This is a genomic window from Algibacter sp. L3A6, assembly GCF_009796825.1.
Lineage (GTDB): Bacteria > Bacteroidota > Bacteroidia > Flavobacteriales > Flavobacteriaceae > Algibacter.
Map to the genome: position 1 here is coordinate 3,105,314 of NZ_CP047030.1, position 18,182 is coordinate 3,123,495.

General features: G+C 34.0%; 11 protein-coding genes. All 11 read right to left on the reverse strand.

Annotated features, from left to right (window positions below):
- Positions 1 to 4 precede the first annotated feature (4 nt).
- The 11 genes from GQR98_RS13035 to GQR98_RS13085 all read right to left on the reverse strand — a co-directional run bounded on the left by GQR98_RS13035 (position 5) and on the right by GQR98_RS13085 (position 18,163).
- Positions 5 to 538 carry a hypothetical protein gene (locus GQR98_RS13035; protein WP_159019873.1) on the reverse strand — a complete coding sequence of 178 codons (534 nt, stop codon included), beginning with the start codon at positions 536 to 538 and terminating at the stop codon, positions 5 to 7.
- Between the two features lie 176 nt (positions 539 to 714).
- Positions 715 to 1,134: a hypothetical protein gene (locus GQR98_RS13040; protein WP_159019874.1), complete on the reverse strand. Its 420-nt coding sequence runs from the start codon at positions 1,132 to 1,134 to the stop codon at positions 715 to 717.
- A 239-nt stretch (positions 1,135 to 1,373) separates the two neighbouring features.
- Positions 1,374 to 2,111 (reverse strand): hypothetical protein, encoded by a 738-nt coding sequence (locus GQR98_RS13045; RefSeq protein WP_159019875.1) that lies wholly within the window; start codon positions 2,109 to 2,111, stop codon positions 1,374 to 1,376.
- A gap of 220 nt (positions 2,112 to 2,331) precedes the next feature.
- Positions 2,332 to 2,757: a hypothetical protein gene (locus GQR98_RS13050; protein ID WP_159019876.1), complete on the reverse strand. Its 426-nt coding sequence runs from the start codon at positions 2,755 to 2,757 to the stop codon at positions 2,332 to 2,334.
- 214 nt (positions 2,758 to 2,971) lie between these two features.
- Positions 2,972 to 3,769 (reverse strand): FRG domain-containing protein, encoded by a 798-nt coding sequence (locus GQR98_RS13055; RefSeq protein ID WP_159019877.1) that lies wholly within the window; start codon positions 3,767 to 3,769, stop codon positions 2,972 to 2,974.
- A gap of 537 nt (positions 3,770 to 4,306) precedes the next feature.
- Positions 4,307 to 6,382 (reverse strand): T9SS type A sorting domain-containing protein, encoded by a 2,076-nt coding sequence (locus tag GQR98_RS13060; RefSeq protein WP_159019878.1) that lies wholly within the window; start codon positions 6,380 to 6,382, stop codon positions 4,307 to 4,309.
- Between the two features lie 191 nt (positions 6,383 to 6,573).
- Complete coding sequence (locus GQR98_RS13065; protein ID WP_159019879.1) at positions 6,574 to 8,028, reverse strand: sulfatase; 1,455 nt, start codon at positions 8,026 to 8,028, stop codon at positions 6,574 to 6,576.
- Positions 8,029 to 8,161: 133 nt separating this feature from the next.
- On the reverse strand, positions 8,162 to 9,838 hold the full coding sequence (locus tag GQR98_RS13070; protein ID WP_159019880.1) for a RagB/SusD family nutrient uptake outer membrane protein: 1,677 nt from the start codon (positions 9,836 to 9,838) through the stop codon (positions 8,162 to 8,164).
- Between the two features lie 15 nt (positions 9,839 to 9,853).
- Positions 9,854 to 12,949: a SusC/RagA family TonB-linked outer membrane protein gene (locus tag GQR98_RS13075; RefSeq protein WP_159019881.1), complete on the reverse strand. Its 3,096-nt coding sequence runs from the start codon at positions 12,947 to 12,949 to the stop codon at positions 9,854 to 9,856.
- A 621-nt stretch (positions 12,950 to 13,570) separates the two neighbouring features.
- On the reverse strand, positions 13,571 to 15,664 hold the full coding sequence (locus GQR98_RS13080; RefSeq protein ID WP_159019882.1) for a right-handed parallel beta-helix repeat-containing protein: 2,094 nt from the start codon (positions 15,662 to 15,664) through the stop codon (positions 13,571 to 13,573).
- Positions 15,665 to 15,829: 165 nt separating this feature from the next.
- On the reverse strand, positions 15,830 to 18,163 hold the full coding sequence (locus GQR98_RS13085) for a GH92 family glycosyl hydrolase (protein ID WP_159019883.1): 2,334 nt from the start codon (positions 18,161 to 18,163) through the stop codon (positions 15,830 to 15,832).
- Positions 18,164 to 18,182 lie beyond the last annotated feature (19 nt).

Below are 18,182 nucleotides of genomic sequence, written 5' to 3' on the forward strand. Positions count from 1 at the left end.
GTTTTTATTCCGATATAATTTTCTCAAGTTCTTGTTTTATTTCTAAAATCGCTATTGAAGATTCTTTAGTTTCTACATCATCAATTTCGTAAAAGCTAAAGCCAAAAAATTTGGTTAGATATTCGTTTAAAATATTCAAACTGTCGATTAAAATTTTAACATTTTCTTTGTCATAATCTAACTCTAATTGACTTTCAGCTCCAACGAAAACAGTTAAATCAGAGATTCCATCATTTTTATAACAATCAATAATAATTAAAGATAGAGTTAAGATTGCATCGGCAAATAAAGAGCTATCCTCAATTTTATTATTTTTCCATTTATATTCAATTGCTAGTTGCTCACAATTTTCCGCAGTTGATATAGTATTTCTAATTTCAAGTTTTTGTTTTAGATTGCAAAATTTGTAAATATCTTCAAATGAAATTTTGTTCCCTAGACTTTCTAAAAAATAAACAAATTCTAAAGCAGAATCGTTTCCAGTAATCCACACCCATTTTTCTATATGTGAATTAATTTTATCACTCAGTTTTTCCATTTTAATCTAAATTTTATTATGAAACGAGATTTTCTCAAATTATGCACAACGTTTATGTGTAAGGAACGTTGCGTGTTTGAGTGCGAGGATTTTCCGAAGGAAAATCAGAAGCTAGCAAACAAAGCAACGACCAAACGATTGAACTAAAATAAGCAATGTTTTTTTCACGGTGTTGCCTACAGTTTTTTATTTTTTTTAAAGTCAGATGTAATTCCGTTTAAAATATTCGGTTTATTTTTTAAAAGGTCAGCACATTCTGAAATATAAATCTCAACAAAATCACGTCCATTTTCCGCCATCATTTTTAGTCCGCCAGTTTCGTCAAGATTATGAATCCGATAAAAATTTGTTGGATAAATTTCGTGTCTAAAATCAACAAGTTCGGAGTGATTAATAATTCCGATTGATGGTGCGCTTGAGTCAAATTTGAAAATTGTACAAGAGAATTCAATGTCAGCTTTTTTAGTTGTTATTGAGTATTCATCTTTAATCCACTTTTTCTTAAATTTGGGAAATCCAAATTCAGATTGCAGGAAAGAGAAATTTCTCAAAATCTCATTTTTAGATACTTTCCAAGTCGGTTCAAGAGTGTTCATTTTTCAAATTGTAGGCAACGTTGCGTGTATGCTTAGTGCGGAAATAGAAAGTCAACAGACTTTCAGTTTAGCACGAGGCAAAACATTTTGTTTGCCTTTATCTTTTTTGTACGAAAGTCAAATCAAAATGATTTGACGGACTTAGTAAAAATACACAGAACTTTGAATTAAACACGAAAAACCGCATTAAATATACACATTGTTGCCAATAGTGCGTGTTTCATATCTATATTCAGAAACTATGAAATAATCGGTAACACTCCTTTAAACGGTTTTGGTCTTAAATAGGATGAATCCCAATTATAAATAGGTTTTACTTTTTCCAGCCTGTCAACTAAACGATTAAATTCTTTATATGCTTTTACTTCAGATTTATCTTTAGGATTTTCTTCTAGATAGTCTTCATAAGATTTAATAGTTTCTTTTAAAAAAGATTCATATTTAGGATGATTACATAATTTCCAAATAATTAGTTTTCTGTTTTCTCCTTTTCCGACTAATAAATCATTTAAAAACCTCACATTTTTACTTTCCAGAAAAGGTAAAAATGCACGAATATCATTCCAATACGCAAAATAATCTTCAGCAAACTCTTCGATATAATTTCTTACATAACTAATTCCTTTGTCTACGTCTGATTCCGTTTCGAAAATAATAGGTTTATCTAATTTTAAATTATCATTAATTGTATTGGGAAAAATTTTATTGAGATTATTTGTACATGATGTATAACTTTTTGAATTAATTATTTTTTCTATCGACTCAAAACGAATAGTTAACAAGTTGTTATGAAGACAATTCCCTAATTGAACATGATTAATTGTACCCGCACTAACAGAAAATTCATTATCGTCATATTTAATAAAGAAATCTAAAAATATTGTCTTTTTATTATCATTATAAACAACTTGTTTAAACTTATAACTTGTAGGACAGGCTTTTTCAATTTTATTAATAATAAATTCTTTTGTCATCATTTAAAATATATTTTCCATTTTTATGTACATAAAATTCAAAAAATTAAATGCTTTTTTATTTATAAACTGATTCTAGCATTATTGGCAACGTTTATGTATAAGAATAGTGCGGTTTTGTGTGCGAGGATTTTCCGCAGGAAAATCAGATGTAGCAAATACGCAACTACCTTTGTTTTAGCACTAAACCGCAATTATTTTTATACTGTGTTGTGTGTAGTTTTTATTCTTGGTTTATCAGTTTATAAAATTCCGTGTCGTCTGGTTCATAATATTTTTCGTAAAAATCATTCGATAGGTCAATTCCAAAATCCCAATTTCTATCCATTCCTAACATCAAACGATTCCATATTTCTTTTTCGTTTTTCAGTTTTGTCCAAAAATCAGAATCTACTTTTAGTTCAAAACCTTTTTCAGGTTCATCGAGTACTATTTTAATTTTGCTGTCAGATTTATAATAAAGTAGAATTTCAAATTGGATAAAATTCAGTTCGTACATTCTTTTGAGCAAGTCAAAGGATTCACTTATCGCATCTGTTTCAGAAAATCCGAAGTCAGATATAAATAGGTTTTTTACATCTCCTAAATGAATAGGAAATGGTTCAGTCAGAAAATTAATTTCGTATTTGTTCAGTTTAATATTGTTCATTTCTCAAATTACACACAACGTTTATGTATAAGAAACGTAGGGCAGTTGATAAGCTCTTTCGTTTCGGTTTATTACTTAGCTAAATATAAAATATTGCTTTTATCTTTTCTACTATAAACATCATATTTATATTTAGCGGACTTTGTTAATATGCACAGAACATTCGGTTAAACACAAACGCCCTATGTTTTTTATACGGTGTTGTAAACCGTTTTTACCATCTCCACATTTTCCGTTTAGATATTTGATGACTATTTGCATCTCCAAACCCGTCTATATCTGGAAATAGTGTTTGATATCTTAAATCAAAAGATTTTTCAAGAATATCATTGATTTTTTGTTTCAATTCCTTCTTTACGGATATAAATAAATTAGGTTTTTTATTACTGCCTTCTGAATCTGGATGCAACTTTAAACTACCTGTCTTTTTGATTGATAATGAGCTATAAATGAATTGAGAATGTTGAGCTGCAACTCGAGGTGTTACTACTGGTGGTTCAAATGTTAAGGCGTGGTTTGTTTCATCTAAGATGTTGAGTTGAAATGGATATTTGTAATCTTGTATTTCTGATTCATAACCGCCTAAAAAGTCTGTATGTAATCCTATTAAAAGTCCATCACTTTCGAGGTTTTCAGAACTAGCAAACCATAAAGCAATTAGAGAGTTTCTAGTAAAATCTACCAATCTAGTTGCTGCTCCGTGGTGTTGCAGTTTCGCTAATAACTCTAAATCACTTAATATTCTACCATTTTGTTGTCGATAACCTTTTAGTGAGGCTTGTTTTAAGAGATTTTTTTCGTAGTTAATTAGGTCTGAGTCGGTTATTTGATTTTTGTCTAGTCTTAATCTCCTATATGCTGAATGGTCGATTCTCCAATTAATATTACTTTGTCCTCTCCACATATGTACATTTCTATCGTCAACATTAAGAAAAGTTAGAAGTTCAATTAATTCAAGGAAATTTTCAGGTTCCTGTATTTTTCCATATAATTTGGTTTGGACTTCTCTCATTTCTCAAATGGTTTACAACTTATTCATATGACTACTTCAACTACTCATTCTCTCCAAAAACATCCCAATAAGGATTATTCTGCATAACAGAAACCCATTGAAGAGATTCGGCCGAAGTTAGTTATTCTTAGTAAAAAAAACATACGTATTTCTACCTATTTTTCTTAAACTGAAGCTAAATTACAAAGGCTGTTTTAATTAGTTTTACGGAAAACCGTAATTGGGTAAAATAAATAATAAAAACAGATTGTTTTGTTATCGGGGAGTTTCAGGGTTTTTTAATGCCTTTTAAGGCGTAACGGCTAATTTTTATAAAAGAATGAGGTAATAAAATTTTCATATCATCCTTTTCACTACATTTAATCCACAATTAAAACATCTTAAAACATTAAGTTATGGCTAAATCGCAAGATTCAAAAAAGAATGTAAAAAAAGAGGCAACATTAACGCCTAAAGAAAAAAAAGCTGCAAAGTTGGCTAAAAAAGCAAGCAAAAAATAAACAGCTTCATTGTAAATACCCTTGAATGGCAAGGTAATTAGCGTTCAAGTTTATTTATCATTCTTGTGGTGTTTCCTACCTTCAAGAAATAAGTTTCGGAATTTAAATTATTTATTCTGAGTACAACTTTAGTGTTAGAGCGAGATATAAATTCAACAGCATTGGATATATCTCTGCCTAACATAGAGTATAATTTCACTTTTTTATTCAGTAAATTTTCCCCAGTAATGGTTAGTTTATTAGCAAACGGATTAGGGAAAATTTGAGTGGCAGTATTCTGTTCAGTAGCATTGGTAACTAAAGTATCATCATAAGCCATCACTTCATCTAGTATCTCGTTAGGTGTACCAAATAGCTGTAAGGCTTCCATTTGGAAAGCTTCATATATATTCGGGTCGCCGTTAGATGGCGCAATTAAGCCTTCATTTCTTATATACAAATTCATTCTGCACCAATTTGTTTTTCTCCAATCGGCAACTATGGTTACAGAGGTTCTTCTATCGTGTGTGTAGTTAACCGTTTTATCGGTTCTGCTTTTTCCTAAAGTACTGTTGGTGTTATAATCACTTTCTGGATAAAACCAAGAAACGGCTCCCGGAACATCAGGATCTGATGAGGTAGAAAACACTAAAAAACGTTTTTCTAATGCGGTGTTGGTGCGTATTGTGATTTTTTTAGAATCGCCAACGGCTGTTACATTTAACGATTGCCAGGCGTTATTGGAGTCTCTCCACAAAATCCACTGGTAACCTAAATCTTTGTTTAATCTAAACTCAAATTTATGTCGCATTTCGCCCATATCGTTATTGGCGCCTGTAAAGGTTTCAAAATCTGGACGCACATTCTCGCTTACTTCATGAAATTGAAGAATAAATGATGGATGACGAATGTATTCCCATTCTGCAATGTGCCTTACGGTAGATATACTGCCGGTTTTAGTTACATTTTCTATAGAGGTGTTAAAATCTAATTCGCACATTAACTCATGCCTCATATCGAGCCCGAACTCATCGTAAACATCATCATCAATAATGGCAGGATCGTTTTCATCTCCAAGTGTTTCATTATTAGGGTAAACTAAAGGTGTGTTTTCTATAAAATCATCTTGAATATAAGAGTGCAACGGAAAACGTTCTACTTCAACTTTATTGGCGGTAGTATTTATATTAACCAAATGCCCTCCCGATGTACTAGAAATTCCTGCTTGCACTGGGTTAAAGTTACTGGTATGGAAATAACCTCTTAGGGTTTTTGTGCCTCCAGAACCAAATTTAGGAAACGGATCTAGATTTGGACCACCAGGTGTTAATTCGGTAAAGGTAATGTAGCCGCCACCGTTTTCATTTAAACCAATTTTTTCGCCATTAGGTAAGGCTAAAAAATGCTGTCTGTCGCCTGTGGTATTGGTGTAGCCAGCAGGCGTATCGTCTACAAATGGGGTAGAAGGCCCAAGCCACCATTTTATTGGGTTACTGTAAATAAATAGATGGTCTATTTCCGATGAAAACGTTGTGCTACTATCCGTAAAAGCTTCGAGGTTTATGTTTTGTGCCGTGGTATTATCTGGTAAATTGAGCGTGAATGCGTTTGCAGTATCGTTTTCTAACATAAGTGTTGCACTACTAGAACAGCTATCTAAGGCCAGAGAATAGGTTATCCATTGGTTTATTGTAGGCGCTGAGGTAATGAATTCTAAAGTGTTTGTGCTGTTGGCATAATATATTCCCGATGAAGTAAATTGAAGTTCTACTTTTTTTGCACCTGTAAAAAGGGAGAAGCTGAGTTTATCGGTATCTCCGGAATATTGATTGACTCTAACCCTGATGTTTATTTTAAAAGCACATGGGTTTAAATCCATGTAACCAAAATCGTTGTAATTGATGCTTAACCTTTCGTTTACTGGTTTTAACTCTAGCGCATAGTTGTTTTGTACATCTTGTTTGTATAGATTGAATTTACTAGAATCGTTAATATTGGTGCCTGTCCAGTTTTTTAAACCGTCGTTATAAGTATCGTTAACAAAATTGAATCCGTAAGAAGAATAATCTGCTCCAAATTGAGAAAAACAATTTAAGGAACATGTTAAAATGGCTAAGAGTATAATGTGTTTCATGGTGATCTGGGATGATATGAAAAGCAGATACTGTTTTATAATTAAAAATGAAACTAACCAAAAGCAACTGATATTCAGTCGGTAAAAGTAATGAATAGTAAGATGAAATGAAATAGGAGTGGTGTTTAAAATGAAAAATCTCACATAAAATAATTATGTGAGATTTTTGATGTTCGGTTTTTAAGATGGTCTTAATGCGCCTTAATTGAATGTTTTTTATAAGGAACTGTGCCTAATTCGTCCACTTCAATACCCCATTTTTCTATATAATGAGCTCCTGGTAAAAATTGATCGTCATTAGCTTTTAAGCGTGCCATTAATCGTTTGTCTAAATCGGATTGTAGTGTGGCAAACTCGGCTTGGTTTACTAAATTATTCATTTGGTAGGGATCTTCATCGTTATCAAATAGGAGCCAAGGCCCATTTAAATCTTTTACGTAGGTATATTTTTGAGTCACTAAACCTCGGTATTCTCTTCCGTGGCGTTTTGGTCTATTCCATTCTCCAAAAGGTTGGGCACATATTATTACAGTTTCTTTACCAACAGTATCGTCTATGCCTTCTAAATAGGGTTGGTAATTAATACCTTCTATAGTTTTTGGTATTTCAATGTTACTTAAACTTAATAGGGTAGGGAGTATATCTTCGGAATTTAAAACGGCCTTTCTTTTGCCTGGTTCAATACCTAAAGCTTTAGGGATATGAAAAAGCATTGGTACTCTAACAGATTCGTTGTATGGCTGTTGTTTTCTGTAAGCACCTTGAGAACCTAGTAAATCGCCATGATCGGAAGTAAACACGATAATAGTGTTATCTAATTGATTGTTATCTTTTAAATTCTGAATTAATTTTCCAACCATATCGTCTAAAGCCACTATATGTGCATAATAACCTGCAATGTCTTTTTTTATTTTTCCTGAAATTTCCTCTGGAACATTAGGGCGTAATTTCATGTCTTCTGGTTTAAACATATCTCGATATTTTTGCGGTGCAGAATGATATGGGTTATGTGGTGTTCCCCAAGAAAGCATTAAAGCAAAGGGATTATCAGAATTTGTTTTTGAGTTTATAAAATCTATGGCTGCATCTGTTTGTTCGAAGGTATCATAACCATCCCATGTTTTAGGCGTTGGGTCGTCGTTATCATAATAGGTAGAACTGTTGTAGTTATGTGTACACTCATTGGCCATCCAAAACTGAAAACCTTGTCTTCTATTTCCGGGTGGAATAAAATTTTCTCTGCCTTGCCCATCAATATGCCATTTGCCAATAAATGCAGTGTTATAGCCTGCTTTAGAATATATTTTACCCATAGAAACCGCATTGGTATCGAGTTGAACATCGTTCATAAAAACGCCGTTTGTTAACGGACGTTGCCCTGAAATTAGCGAAGCTTTAAATGGTGTGCAAACTGGCATGCCAGAGATCGCGTTTTTAAAGTTCACGCTTATGGATTCTAATTGATTGAGGTGTGGTGTTTTTACATTAATATCGCCGGCATAGCCCGTAGATTGCGCTCTAAGTTGGTCGGTTAAAATAATGAGGACGTTGGGTTGTTTTTCTTCGGAAGGAATATCTTGCTTTTTGGGTTTTGAATTACAGGATAATAATATAAGTGTTAGAAGAATACATATGGAGTGTTTCATTTTTTACTTGTTGTGTTTTTGGTAGGTTAAATTTGATTGAGGTTTAAATTTAAAATTTTTAAAATAAAAACATCCGATAAAAATAATATTTATCGGATGTTTCTACAACTAACTATTTAAAATGTACTGATAACTATCTGCCTTCCCAACCTGGGTTTTGTTCCCAAATAACATCTTTATTACGGTCTATTACCGTTTGCGGAATAGGGAATGTATTAAAATCGAATGTTAGCGAGTTAACCTGATAATCGTATCTGGCATATCTTCTAATACGATCTGAAGCAATGTTGCCACCCATACGTAATAGTGTGTTCCATCTGCTTTCTTCTACAAATAATTCTCTAGCTCTTTCATCTAAAATAAAATCTAGATCTACCATAGCAGCAGTTGCTAATACATTACAATTTGCGCGTTGTCTTATTAAATTAATATCATCGGCAGCTAATTGAGTATCTCCTTTTCTTAGGTGTGCTTCAGCTCTTAAAAGAATAGTTTCTGGTAAGCGTATTACATAACGGTCTCTCCATATATCTTCTCTGCGTTCTCCATCATCTAGACCTTCAAATTGATCTGTAGTTAACTTTTCAAAAATTGGGAAATATGCGCCATCGGCTAAACCTAAGTTTGCTTCATCTAAAACGTTTTGAGGTACTACTTGTCCAAAATTAGCTGCACTAGGGTCGTTGTATAAAACAGTACGTCTAATATTACTTTCTTCACCACGCATATCACCATCAGAAATGCTAGGTTCCCAAATAATGGTTTCTGTTAACTCTGTAGGTCTAAGGAAAGCAACACCTCTTCCTCCAACATCTTCTAGCTCGCCAATAACACCTTCTATGGCTCTCCACACTGGACTAAAATAATAAGGGTAACGCAATCTGGCACCATTATCTCCGGCTTTGTAAGCTTCATAATCAAATTGATGCGTCCAGATACTTTCTGTATTTCCATCTGCATAATTTTGATTGTTCAATCTAAATAAATCCCAGTATACATTTTTTCCAGGCTCATCGGCTCTAGAACCAAAACGACTTGTCATTAAAGAATAAATTCCTCCATCAATAACATCCGATGCGTATTTTATAGCTTGATCATAAGCAAGGTTGTCATTATTCTCAATACCAACACCTAAGTAAAACTCGCTTAAATAATGCTGTGCAGCACCACGAACTACGCGTCCTGGTTCGCTTGTTATTTCTGGTAAATCGTTTAAAATAGACTCTAAATCATCGATAGCAAATTGATAAATTTCGGCTCTTTCAGCTTGTTCATAATCAAACCTAACGGTAGTTGTTGGTTCATCTACAATAGCAACGCGACCAAATAGTTGTGCGGCTTGGCCATGTGCTTTTGCTCTAAAGAATTTGGCTTGGGCAATGATATAGCTTCTAGCGTCTTCACTTTCAAAAGTAATATCGGTTTGTTCTGCTAAAGAAAGTACAAGGTTTGCTCGCGATATCATTTCATAAAGCTCAGAATATATCGTGTTTAAACGGCCAGCTCTTGGTGTAATTGTAGAGTTGTAATCACTAAAATTCGTGTTTTCTCTAAAGGTAGGTACGGTTAAAACATCTGTACCTTGCCCGTGCATAACACGACCTTGGTTATTATCTACATACGATCTTAAGGCGCGATCTTGTTGGTACATAGTGATTAATACCTGATCTACTTGAGTACCTGAAGTAAAAATATTATCTACCGTTAAAAAGGTTTCTGGCGGCGTGTCTAAAAATTCTGCATCATTACAACCCGTAGTTAAAACCACCAGGGATAGTAATAGTAATTGTTTTATATAATTTATTTTCATGATATTTTTTTTAAATTAGAAACTAAGGTTAACTCCAAACGTGTAAGCGCTCATAACAGGGAACGTTCCGTTTAATGCTGCAATTCCTTTTTCTGGATCTCCACCACCAAACCAATTGGTGAAAATTAGTGGGTTATCGGCACTGATATATAGGTCTAAAGAACGAATACCTAAGTTTAATCGGGTTAAAATATCTTGATCAAATCCATAAGATAAGTTTACGTTTTGTACACGTACAAAGCCTCTTGATTGGTAACCGCTATAACGACTATCATTAAAATCTGGACGTAGGTTCGTGGTACTTTGATTTTCTGGTGTCCACCAATCTCCATTTTCTATATCGTTAAAATCAAATCGGTTTTGGAACGAGTTACTTCTAGGGTTTGCACCAATAAAATAATTTTCGCTTCCGCCACCAAATGTGCCGTTAATTAACATGTATAAGCTAAAGTTTTTATAAGTAAATGTATTAGAGAAACCCATTCTGAAATTAGGGACATTATAGCCTAGAATTTTTCTGTCGTCTCCTGTAATACCAGGTTCTCCATCTAAATCTCTAAACATTGGATCTCCAGGTTGTGCTCCATTATCTGCGATATACTGTGTGTCATTTTCTTGTACAACACCAATGTACTCGTAACCATATTGCGCACCTAAAGATTTACCAATAAATAAGCTGTTAGAAATATCATCGTCTTCTATGCCATCGCCATCAATATCGTCTCCGTATAGGGTTACAATTTTGTTTCGGTTATTCCAATAGGTTAGTGTAGAGGTCCATTTAAATTCTTCGGTATTTATATTTTCGGTACGTAAAGTAAGCTCAACACCACGGTTGTCTACTTGGCCTAAACTTGCCAATATGCTAGAAAATCCACTTGTAGTTGGTATAACTCTATTAAAAATTTGATCGCGAGTTTGTGAGAAATAAACATCGGCATCAAAGAAAATACGATTGTTTAGAAATGCTGTATGCACACCTAAGTTTAAAGATGTAGTTTCTTCCCAACCTAATTCTAAATTACCAAGACCAGACTGCGAAATACCAAATTGACTTACAGAAGGATCGTCTCCAAATGAATATCTAATATTACCAGGTTGTCCTGCACTTACTGGTGATAAAGTTTCGTATGGATCTAAACCTTGGTTACCATTTAATCCGTAAGAAGCATTAATTTTTAAATAATTTAAAACAGAATTATCTTTTAAAAAGTTTTCTTCGGAAACTGTCCATGCACCTCCAACGGACCAGAATGTACCAAATCTTCTATCGGCTCCAAAAACGGAAGCTCCATCGCGTCTTACAGATCCTGTTAAGTTGTATTTACCCGCATAACCATATGATAGGCGACCTAAATAACCAACGTTAGATCTTTCAGCTAAACTATATGAATTTGTAACGGTTGTTGCGAAAGGCACACCTTTAACTCCTAATGTTGTATTACCAAGTGCAGCAAAATCGGTTCCAGATACGGTAGAGAGGTCGTTTACTCTATAATCTCTAGTTGCAACAAAAGTGGCATCAATGTTATGCTCGCCAAAGGTATTGGTATAGCTAATAATATTGTCAATAACGTAGTTTCTATCGGTATATCTAGAGTTACTACCATTAGCTTGAGATAGGTTTGCTTGTATAGATTGTTGAGAATATCTATCAAAATATGGTGTATTCTCAGAAGGAAGTGCTATAAAATAATCTTCATACTGAAACTGATCTACACTTCTGTTTTGCTGACTTAATGTATAGTTAAGTGTATATTTTAATCCTTTTACCCAAGGTATTTTGACCACAGCATTAGCAGCAAGTCTAAAATAATTTCTTTTATCAAAATTTTCTTGAGTACCATCAGTACCCCAAAGTGGGTTAGGTACATTATTAGCTGTTGGGTAACGTTCTAAATCTGTAGAGGTGTTGGAGCTTGTATTAAAAGGTTGTCCATCATAACGGTATGGATAACCAATTGGAGCTATTTGAAATGCTCTACCTACGTCGGCTGTTACTCCAGAAAAATCACTGTTTGTATACGATCCGTCTAGACCTAATTCTAACCAATCGGTTATATCTGCTTGTAAACGTGATCTTACAGAAATTCTATTAAATTGGTCGCCAATAATAACACCTTCTTGCTCTTCATAACCACCAGACATGAAATAATTAATTTTGTCAGATCTTCCAGAAATAGAAACATTATGTTTCTGTATTTGTCCGTTTCTAGAAATTAAGTCTAGCCAATCTGTATCTACACCTTCATCTTGTAATACGCCTCTATATTCTTCTTCCCAAACAATATCATCTATAGAACCGATATTTTGTTGTGCTACGTATTTTTCTAAATAACGATCTCTATCTAATAAATCGGGTTGATCTTGCCAAGTATTAAAACCTGTAGAGGTAGAGACATTAATAACAGGTTTACTTGTTTTACCTTTTTTTGTGTTAATTAAAATTACGCCATTGGCGGCACGAGACCCATAAACAACAGCAGCCGAAGCATCTTTTAATATATCAAGAGATGCAATATCGTTAGGGTTTATGTCATTAACACTTCCCAAGAACACAATACCGTCTAAAACAATTAAAGGATCGTTGTTACCATTAATGGAGTTTTGCCCTCTTACTAAAATAGAAGGTGTTGTTCCTGCAGAGTTTTGTGCACCAATATTAATACCTGGTGTAGCACCTCTAATAGCTTGTAAAACACTTGTGTTAGCCGAAAGCGCGATAGGAGAGTCCTCTAATGTAACCCGCTCAACAGCGCCTGTAATGTCTTTCTTTTTGGCTGTACCATAACCAATAAGTACAATTTCGTCTAGTCCGGCAATATCTTCTTCTAATGATACATTGATTTCGGAAGATTTGCCAACTGTTACTTTAGCGGTTTTCATTCCTAAATAAGAAAACACAAGTACATCTCCTTTTTTTGCGGTAATACTATATTTTCCATCAAAATCTGTTTGAGCTCCAGTGTTGCTCCCTTCAACTAAAACATTAACTCCGGGCAGAGTCATATTTTGTGTATCGGTTACTAATCCGGAGACTGTAATCGATTGTGCATTTGCTAATGTAAAAGACATTAGGCAAACATAAAATAACATTAATTTTTTGTTCATAAATCTTGATTTAATTGTGATACTTCTTTAGTTAAAATTGGTTGTTTTTTTTGCTTATTTAATGTTTGAATCCGAGAGAAGATTTATTAAATAAACTAGATTATAAATGTATCCTAATACCACGATTTTTCCATCCTGTACTATCCTGTGGTCTTTTGTAAGTAATATCTTGTTTTGGTTTTTTGAATGCTATTTTGAAAAGCATTAATCTCTTTTTTTTGTTTCTTTTTAAGAGGTTAAGTTATTGATTTTGTTTTGTTTGCGTGGGTTTTTTTTGAATTGATATGAAGGTGTTATAATTTTTTGTTTTAGAAGGACGTTTGAAAAAGGAGCTGTTTTTGAAAATAATTCTTGTTAAAAATTGAAAAAATTTGTTTTTGTTTTGGTACAGTCGATTTCAATAGAAAAATGGATGCTTTTATTTTAAGATTTTAGATGAATGTTTAGGTTGTAATCGAGCCATTTTTCAATCGTAAAATGTTCACTTTAAAACAAACAAAAAACCTCAACTATTTTAGAAAAATAGTTGAGGTTTTTTACTAGTAATATTATAATACTTGTAGTTCTAAAAAGGTGTCGTTTTACATTACAATAGACTATTAATTTAACGGTGTTATTCCCTTATCTTTTAATCTTCATTTTCATATTCTTTTCAACAGCGGCATCAAAGGCTTTAGTAATAGATTGAGATAATTTTGATTTTTCAACCCAGTCATTACTACCATAAACGCCAGCTTCGGAATAGTTAAATGGCTTAAAGTTTATTTTTTTATAAGTCGTATTTCTTTTGAAGTTGAAATTAAAACTTTCAGCATCTTTAAAAAACGGATTAGAAATGTGGCTGTTTTTATCGAAGCCTAATTTTTTCCATCCTTTAAAATCATGATTATTAAAGTTATAATCGCTACCATTAATATTCCAATAAATATTATGATCCATCTCAGCATTAACATCGTCCCAGGCACCTTTGGCAACAAGACCTTCTTTAAAAATGATAATGTTATTTGTAAAGGTGAAAGATTTATGATCTTCAGAAATAGTACATTGCAATTGATACTTTTTTGCAAAGGCTAAAATGTTATTTTCAACGGTATTATTTTTTCCGTAATTCTGCTGAAATCCGCCCGTTTTAGTATTGTAAACTAAGTTGTTTTTAAAGGTAATTCCAGAAGACCCTTCATCGGCATACATACCCCAACCGCCATAAGAATAGGCGTGAACGTTATTGATAACATTATGGGTAACTTGTGTGCCTTCGGAAGCGCCTAAGGTATAAATACCTGCCATATCACTAAGTAAATCCCAACCAATATGATGAATATGATTATAAGTAATAGTGTTACGTTTTGCTAAACTAGGCTTATAGCCCCAAACCCAACCTACCGAAATTCCTGTATAGTAGAAATTCCCAATGTCGTTATGAGAAATGGTATTGTCTGCACTATGGCCAACCCATACACCAACCGAAGCAGGGAACTCTTGGCCACCAGTTTGAATAATATTATTTTCTACCGAAATATGATTAGTATGTGCTTTACCATCTAGAGGTTTAAAATCGCCTAAATAGATACCGCCACCACCAAGATGATGCAAATAACAGTGTTCTACCATGGAATATGTTGTGCCTTTTCCAAGCCAGATGGCATGTTGACCAATTTGCGAAACTTCACATTTTAAAAACTCAATATGGTTTGCGTATTTCCCTAAAATAGCGGCATTAAGTTTTGCAGCAGCTTGATTTGGTTCTGAACCTGTAATCGGAATTTTGTAATGCGCATGTTTAAAAGTTAACCCTTCAAAAGTAATGTGTTTTGCATTATCGTTGGGCGTGCCAGAAATAGATATCAGGTTTTCTAAAACGGGAGCAATAACTTCGGTGTTTGCTATAGTTTGGCCTTCTAATGGTTTGTATAATAAAGTGCCGTTATCTTTTAAATACCATTCGCCCACAGAATCTAGAGCCGCTTCATAGTTTTCAAAAATAAGGCGTCTATCCTTTTTTAACGGATTCCATGGCTTCATGCCTTTACCAGAAGTTATAAGTTTTAAACTATCGGTATCTATGGCATCAATATGTCGTAAGGTATAATCCCATTTATGGAATGCTTTAAAACGTACATTGTGAATTTCTTCCTGTTTAATTTCTGAAAGTATTTTGGCTTCTTTTGCTTTAAAGAAAATGCTTTGCTCTGCTTTTTCGGCCACTTTCGATGTACCGTGTTTCCAAATAGTTTGCGTTACCGTATCAATTTTTATAAAGCCTTTATTTGGCGTTCTTGCCAAAGTAGCGCGTTTATTGTTAACATAAAGTTGATCGAAATTCCATTTGTAGTGGCTGCTTTCTGGAATTTTAGCTTCCCAAAGGCCATTTGAATTAACTTTGAAACCTGTTATTTTTTTTCCACCGCTAAAAACAGGTTTTGCACCTTTTGCTGCTTTGTAGATTATTGGAAAGTTAGATGAACCACTGTCCATAGCGTTGAGTTCCAAAGGCGCTTTCATGATGTAATTTCCAGATTCGATAAGCACCTCAAAACTATGGTTTATACCATTTTGATTTTTATAGTTTCTAATGGCATCGCGAGCCCCTTGCAATGTAGCAAGAGGTTGCGATTGGCTGCCTGTATTTAAATCGTTTCCGGCGGTAGAAACATAAAATGTAACTTGTGCCTGAAGTTTAACAGTTAAAAGAACCATTAAAATGAAAAAAAACATTTTTTTTACAATCATAGAATTTAGAATTTTTTTTCAATTTTAAAATGCCATCGATACTCGTATCAAAATCTTTTCCAGGATAAAGAAAAGTCCCTTCTTTCATTTGTTTGAATTTAAATTTTGTTTCCTCACCAAATGATGTTACTGAAGTAATATTGTTCTTTTTTATTGTATTACGGGTTCTAGTCCCATTTCCATTTCTAAAACACCACCTTGAGTAATTTCTTGATGTGTAATCCAAAAACGATTAAGTGGTTTTCCATTCAACGCCATCGATTGGATATAAATATTTTCTTCGGAATTGTTTTGGGCTACAATTTTAAATGTTTTTCCGCTGTAATAATTTCGGTCTAATTTAATTTCTATTTCATTAAATACCGGACTCGTTATTTGATATTTATTATCGCCAGGAGCAATAGGGTGGATGCCAATGGAAGCCAATACGTACCAAGCAGACATTTGTCCAACATCTTCGTTGCCACACAATCCATAAGGACCCGTTCCATAGGCATCACTACAAATTTGGCGGGTTGTTTTTTGTGTTAAATGTGGTACACCAGCTTCATTTAGCATGAAAGGTACGTGGTGTACAGGTTCATTTGCGTGATTATAATAATTGTTCCAAAGGAAATCATCTGGTGTGTTTTCAAAGAAAGAAATTAATTCATTTTTAAAAGCTTCTTCGCCACCCATTAAAGTTTTTAAGCCATCAATATCATGAGGTACAAACCAACCTTGTTGATAAGGATTACTTTCTATACAACCTTGCCCATGCACGGTTTTTTCTTTCCATTCTACCCAAGTTCCGCTGCTGTCTTTGGCTCTAAACCAATTGACTTCATCGTTCCAAATATTCTTGTAATTTTCGCTTTTCTTTAAGTACGTTTCTGCAATATCATCCTTTCCTAAAGATTTGGCCATAACACTTAAAGCCCAATCAGAATAAGCATATTCCAACGTTTTAGAAATATGTTTGTTTGAATAGCCTAACTCACCGTTCCCCGTGTTATCTACCGTATTTTTAGAGTAGGTAAACGCTTTTTCAATGTTGTAATTTCGAATACCTTTTTCGTAAGCATCCACAATAACGGACACGGCTGGATTTCCTAACATAACACCAGAGTAGGAATTCAACATTTCCCAACGTGGCAAATACTCCTTACCACTCAATTCTGCCATTTGTAGTAACGAATTAATTTCATCGTTTACCAACGTAGGATTAATAATGGTTTGTAAAGGGAATTGAGATCTAAAAACATCCCAACCACTAAAAATGGTACGATAGGTGAAATCGTTAGTTTGATGTACTTTTTTATCAGCGCCTATATAATTTCCATTCACATCCGAAAAAGCACGTGGATCTATTAAAGTATGATACAATGAGGTGTAAAAAATAGTTTTATCTCTATCTGTAGCGCCTTCAACAGATATGTTGTCAATAGCTTCGCTCCAACTATCACGAGCTTCTTGTTTTGTTTTATCGAAATCCCAATGACTAATATCGTGTTCTAAATTTTCTTTAGCTCCCGCGATATTTACAAATGAAATACCACTTTTTACTAAAACTTCTTCACCTGCTGTAGTACTAAAATTGGTATAAAAGCCTAAATGTTTGCCTTGCATTTCAGTTTTACCTTCAAAAATTTCAGCATTTTTAATGGCATCTTGATAATTGTCTCTTCTTATGAATCGCATTTTTCTTGGAACATCAGGAATGTCTGCACTCCAAATTCCATAGTCTATTAATGGCTTGCTAAATTGACAGTAGAAGTAGACTACATAGTCTGCATTTCCTGCGCCAGCTCCCCAACCACCACCTTCCGGAGGGCATTTCATCCAACCTTGTATGGTGTTTTCGTTTACTACTTTGATGTATTGTTCTGTTGAAGTTCCACCTACACGGCGGGCTAAATCGATTTGAACTCGAGAACTATCAGTTTCAGGGTAGGTAAAGCGAATAATACCTGCTCTAGGTGCCGATGTTAATTCTGCTTTTACGTTATAATCGTCCATAGTAACGGCATAATACCCCGCTTCTGTAGTTTCCGTATCATGAGAATATCGAGAACGGTAGCCGCTTTCTGGATTTTCGGCTACTCCACGATTAGTCTGTAGTTTACCGGTTGCAGGTGTTACTAAAAAGTTACCTAAATCGCCAAACCAGCCTACACCACTCATGTGTGTAAAACTGAAACCTTCCATCGTTGGATGCTCATAAGAATATCCAGAACCATTATCACCATCAGAAACCGTATCAGGACTTAGCTGTACCAAACCAAATGGCGTTGCTGCACCCGGAAATGTTTTACCAAAACCATGAGCGTCCTTCGATTTTTTACCATAAGTAATAGCTCCAATAATAGGGTCTATGTAATCTACAGGCTGCTTTTCGTTTTGAGTTGCTGCTTTATCAGATTTTGAAGAATTACAAGAACTCGCCACTAAAGCCGTAAATGCCAGACAGAAATAAAATAATATGTTTCTTTTTGTAGTACTCATGTTATGGGCTGTTTTTTAT

What these genes read in the sequence shown, in the direction of transcription:
- GQR98_RS13035 (WP_159019873.1), bottom strand. Translation starts at nt 538, where the DNA reads ATGGAAAAACTGAGTGATAAAATTAATTCACATATAGAAAAATGGGTG.
- GQR98_RS13040 (WP_159019874.1), bottom strand. Translation starts at nt 1,134, where the DNA reads ATGAACACTCTTGAACCGACTTGGAAAGTATCTAAAAATGAGATTTTG.
- GQR98_RS13045 (WP_159019875.1), bottom strand. Translation starts at nt 2,111, where the DNA reads ATGATGACAAAAGAATTTATTATTAATAAAATTGAAAAAGCCTGTCCT.
- GQR98_RS13050 (WP_159019876.1), bottom strand. Translation starts at nt 2,757, where the DNA reads ATGAACAATATTAAACTGAACAAATACGAAATTAATTTTCTGACTGAA.
- GQR98_RS13055 (WP_159019877.1), bottom strand. Translation starts at nt 3,769, where the DNA reads ATGAGAGAAGTCCAAACCAAATTATATGGAAAAATACAGGAACCTGAA.
- GQR98_RS13060 (WP_159019878.1), bottom strand. Translation starts at nt 6,382, where the DNA reads ATGAAACACATTATACTCTTAGCCATTTTAACATGTTCCTTAAATTGT.
- GQR98_RS13065 (WP_159019879.1), bottom strand. Translation starts at nt 8,028, where the DNA reads ATGAAACACTCCATATGTATTCTTCTAACACTTATATTATTATCCTGT.
- GQR98_RS13070 (WP_159019880.1), bottom strand. Translation starts at nt 9,838, where the DNA reads ATGAAAATAAATTATATAAAACAATTACTATTACTATCCCTGGTGGTT.
- GQR98_RS13075 (WP_159019881.1), bottom strand. Translation starts at nt 12,949, where the DNA reads ATGAACAAAAAATTAATGTTATTTTATGTTTGCCTAATGTCTTTTACA.
- GQR98_RS13080 (WP_159019882.1), bottom strand. Translation starts at nt 15,664, where the DNA reads ATGTTTTTTTTCATTTTAATGGTTCTTTTAACTGTTAAACTTCAGGCA.
- GQR98_RS13085 (WP_159019883.1), bottom strand. Translation starts at nt 18,163, where the DNA reads ATGAGTACTACAAAAAGAAACATATTATTTTATTTCTGTCTGGCATTT.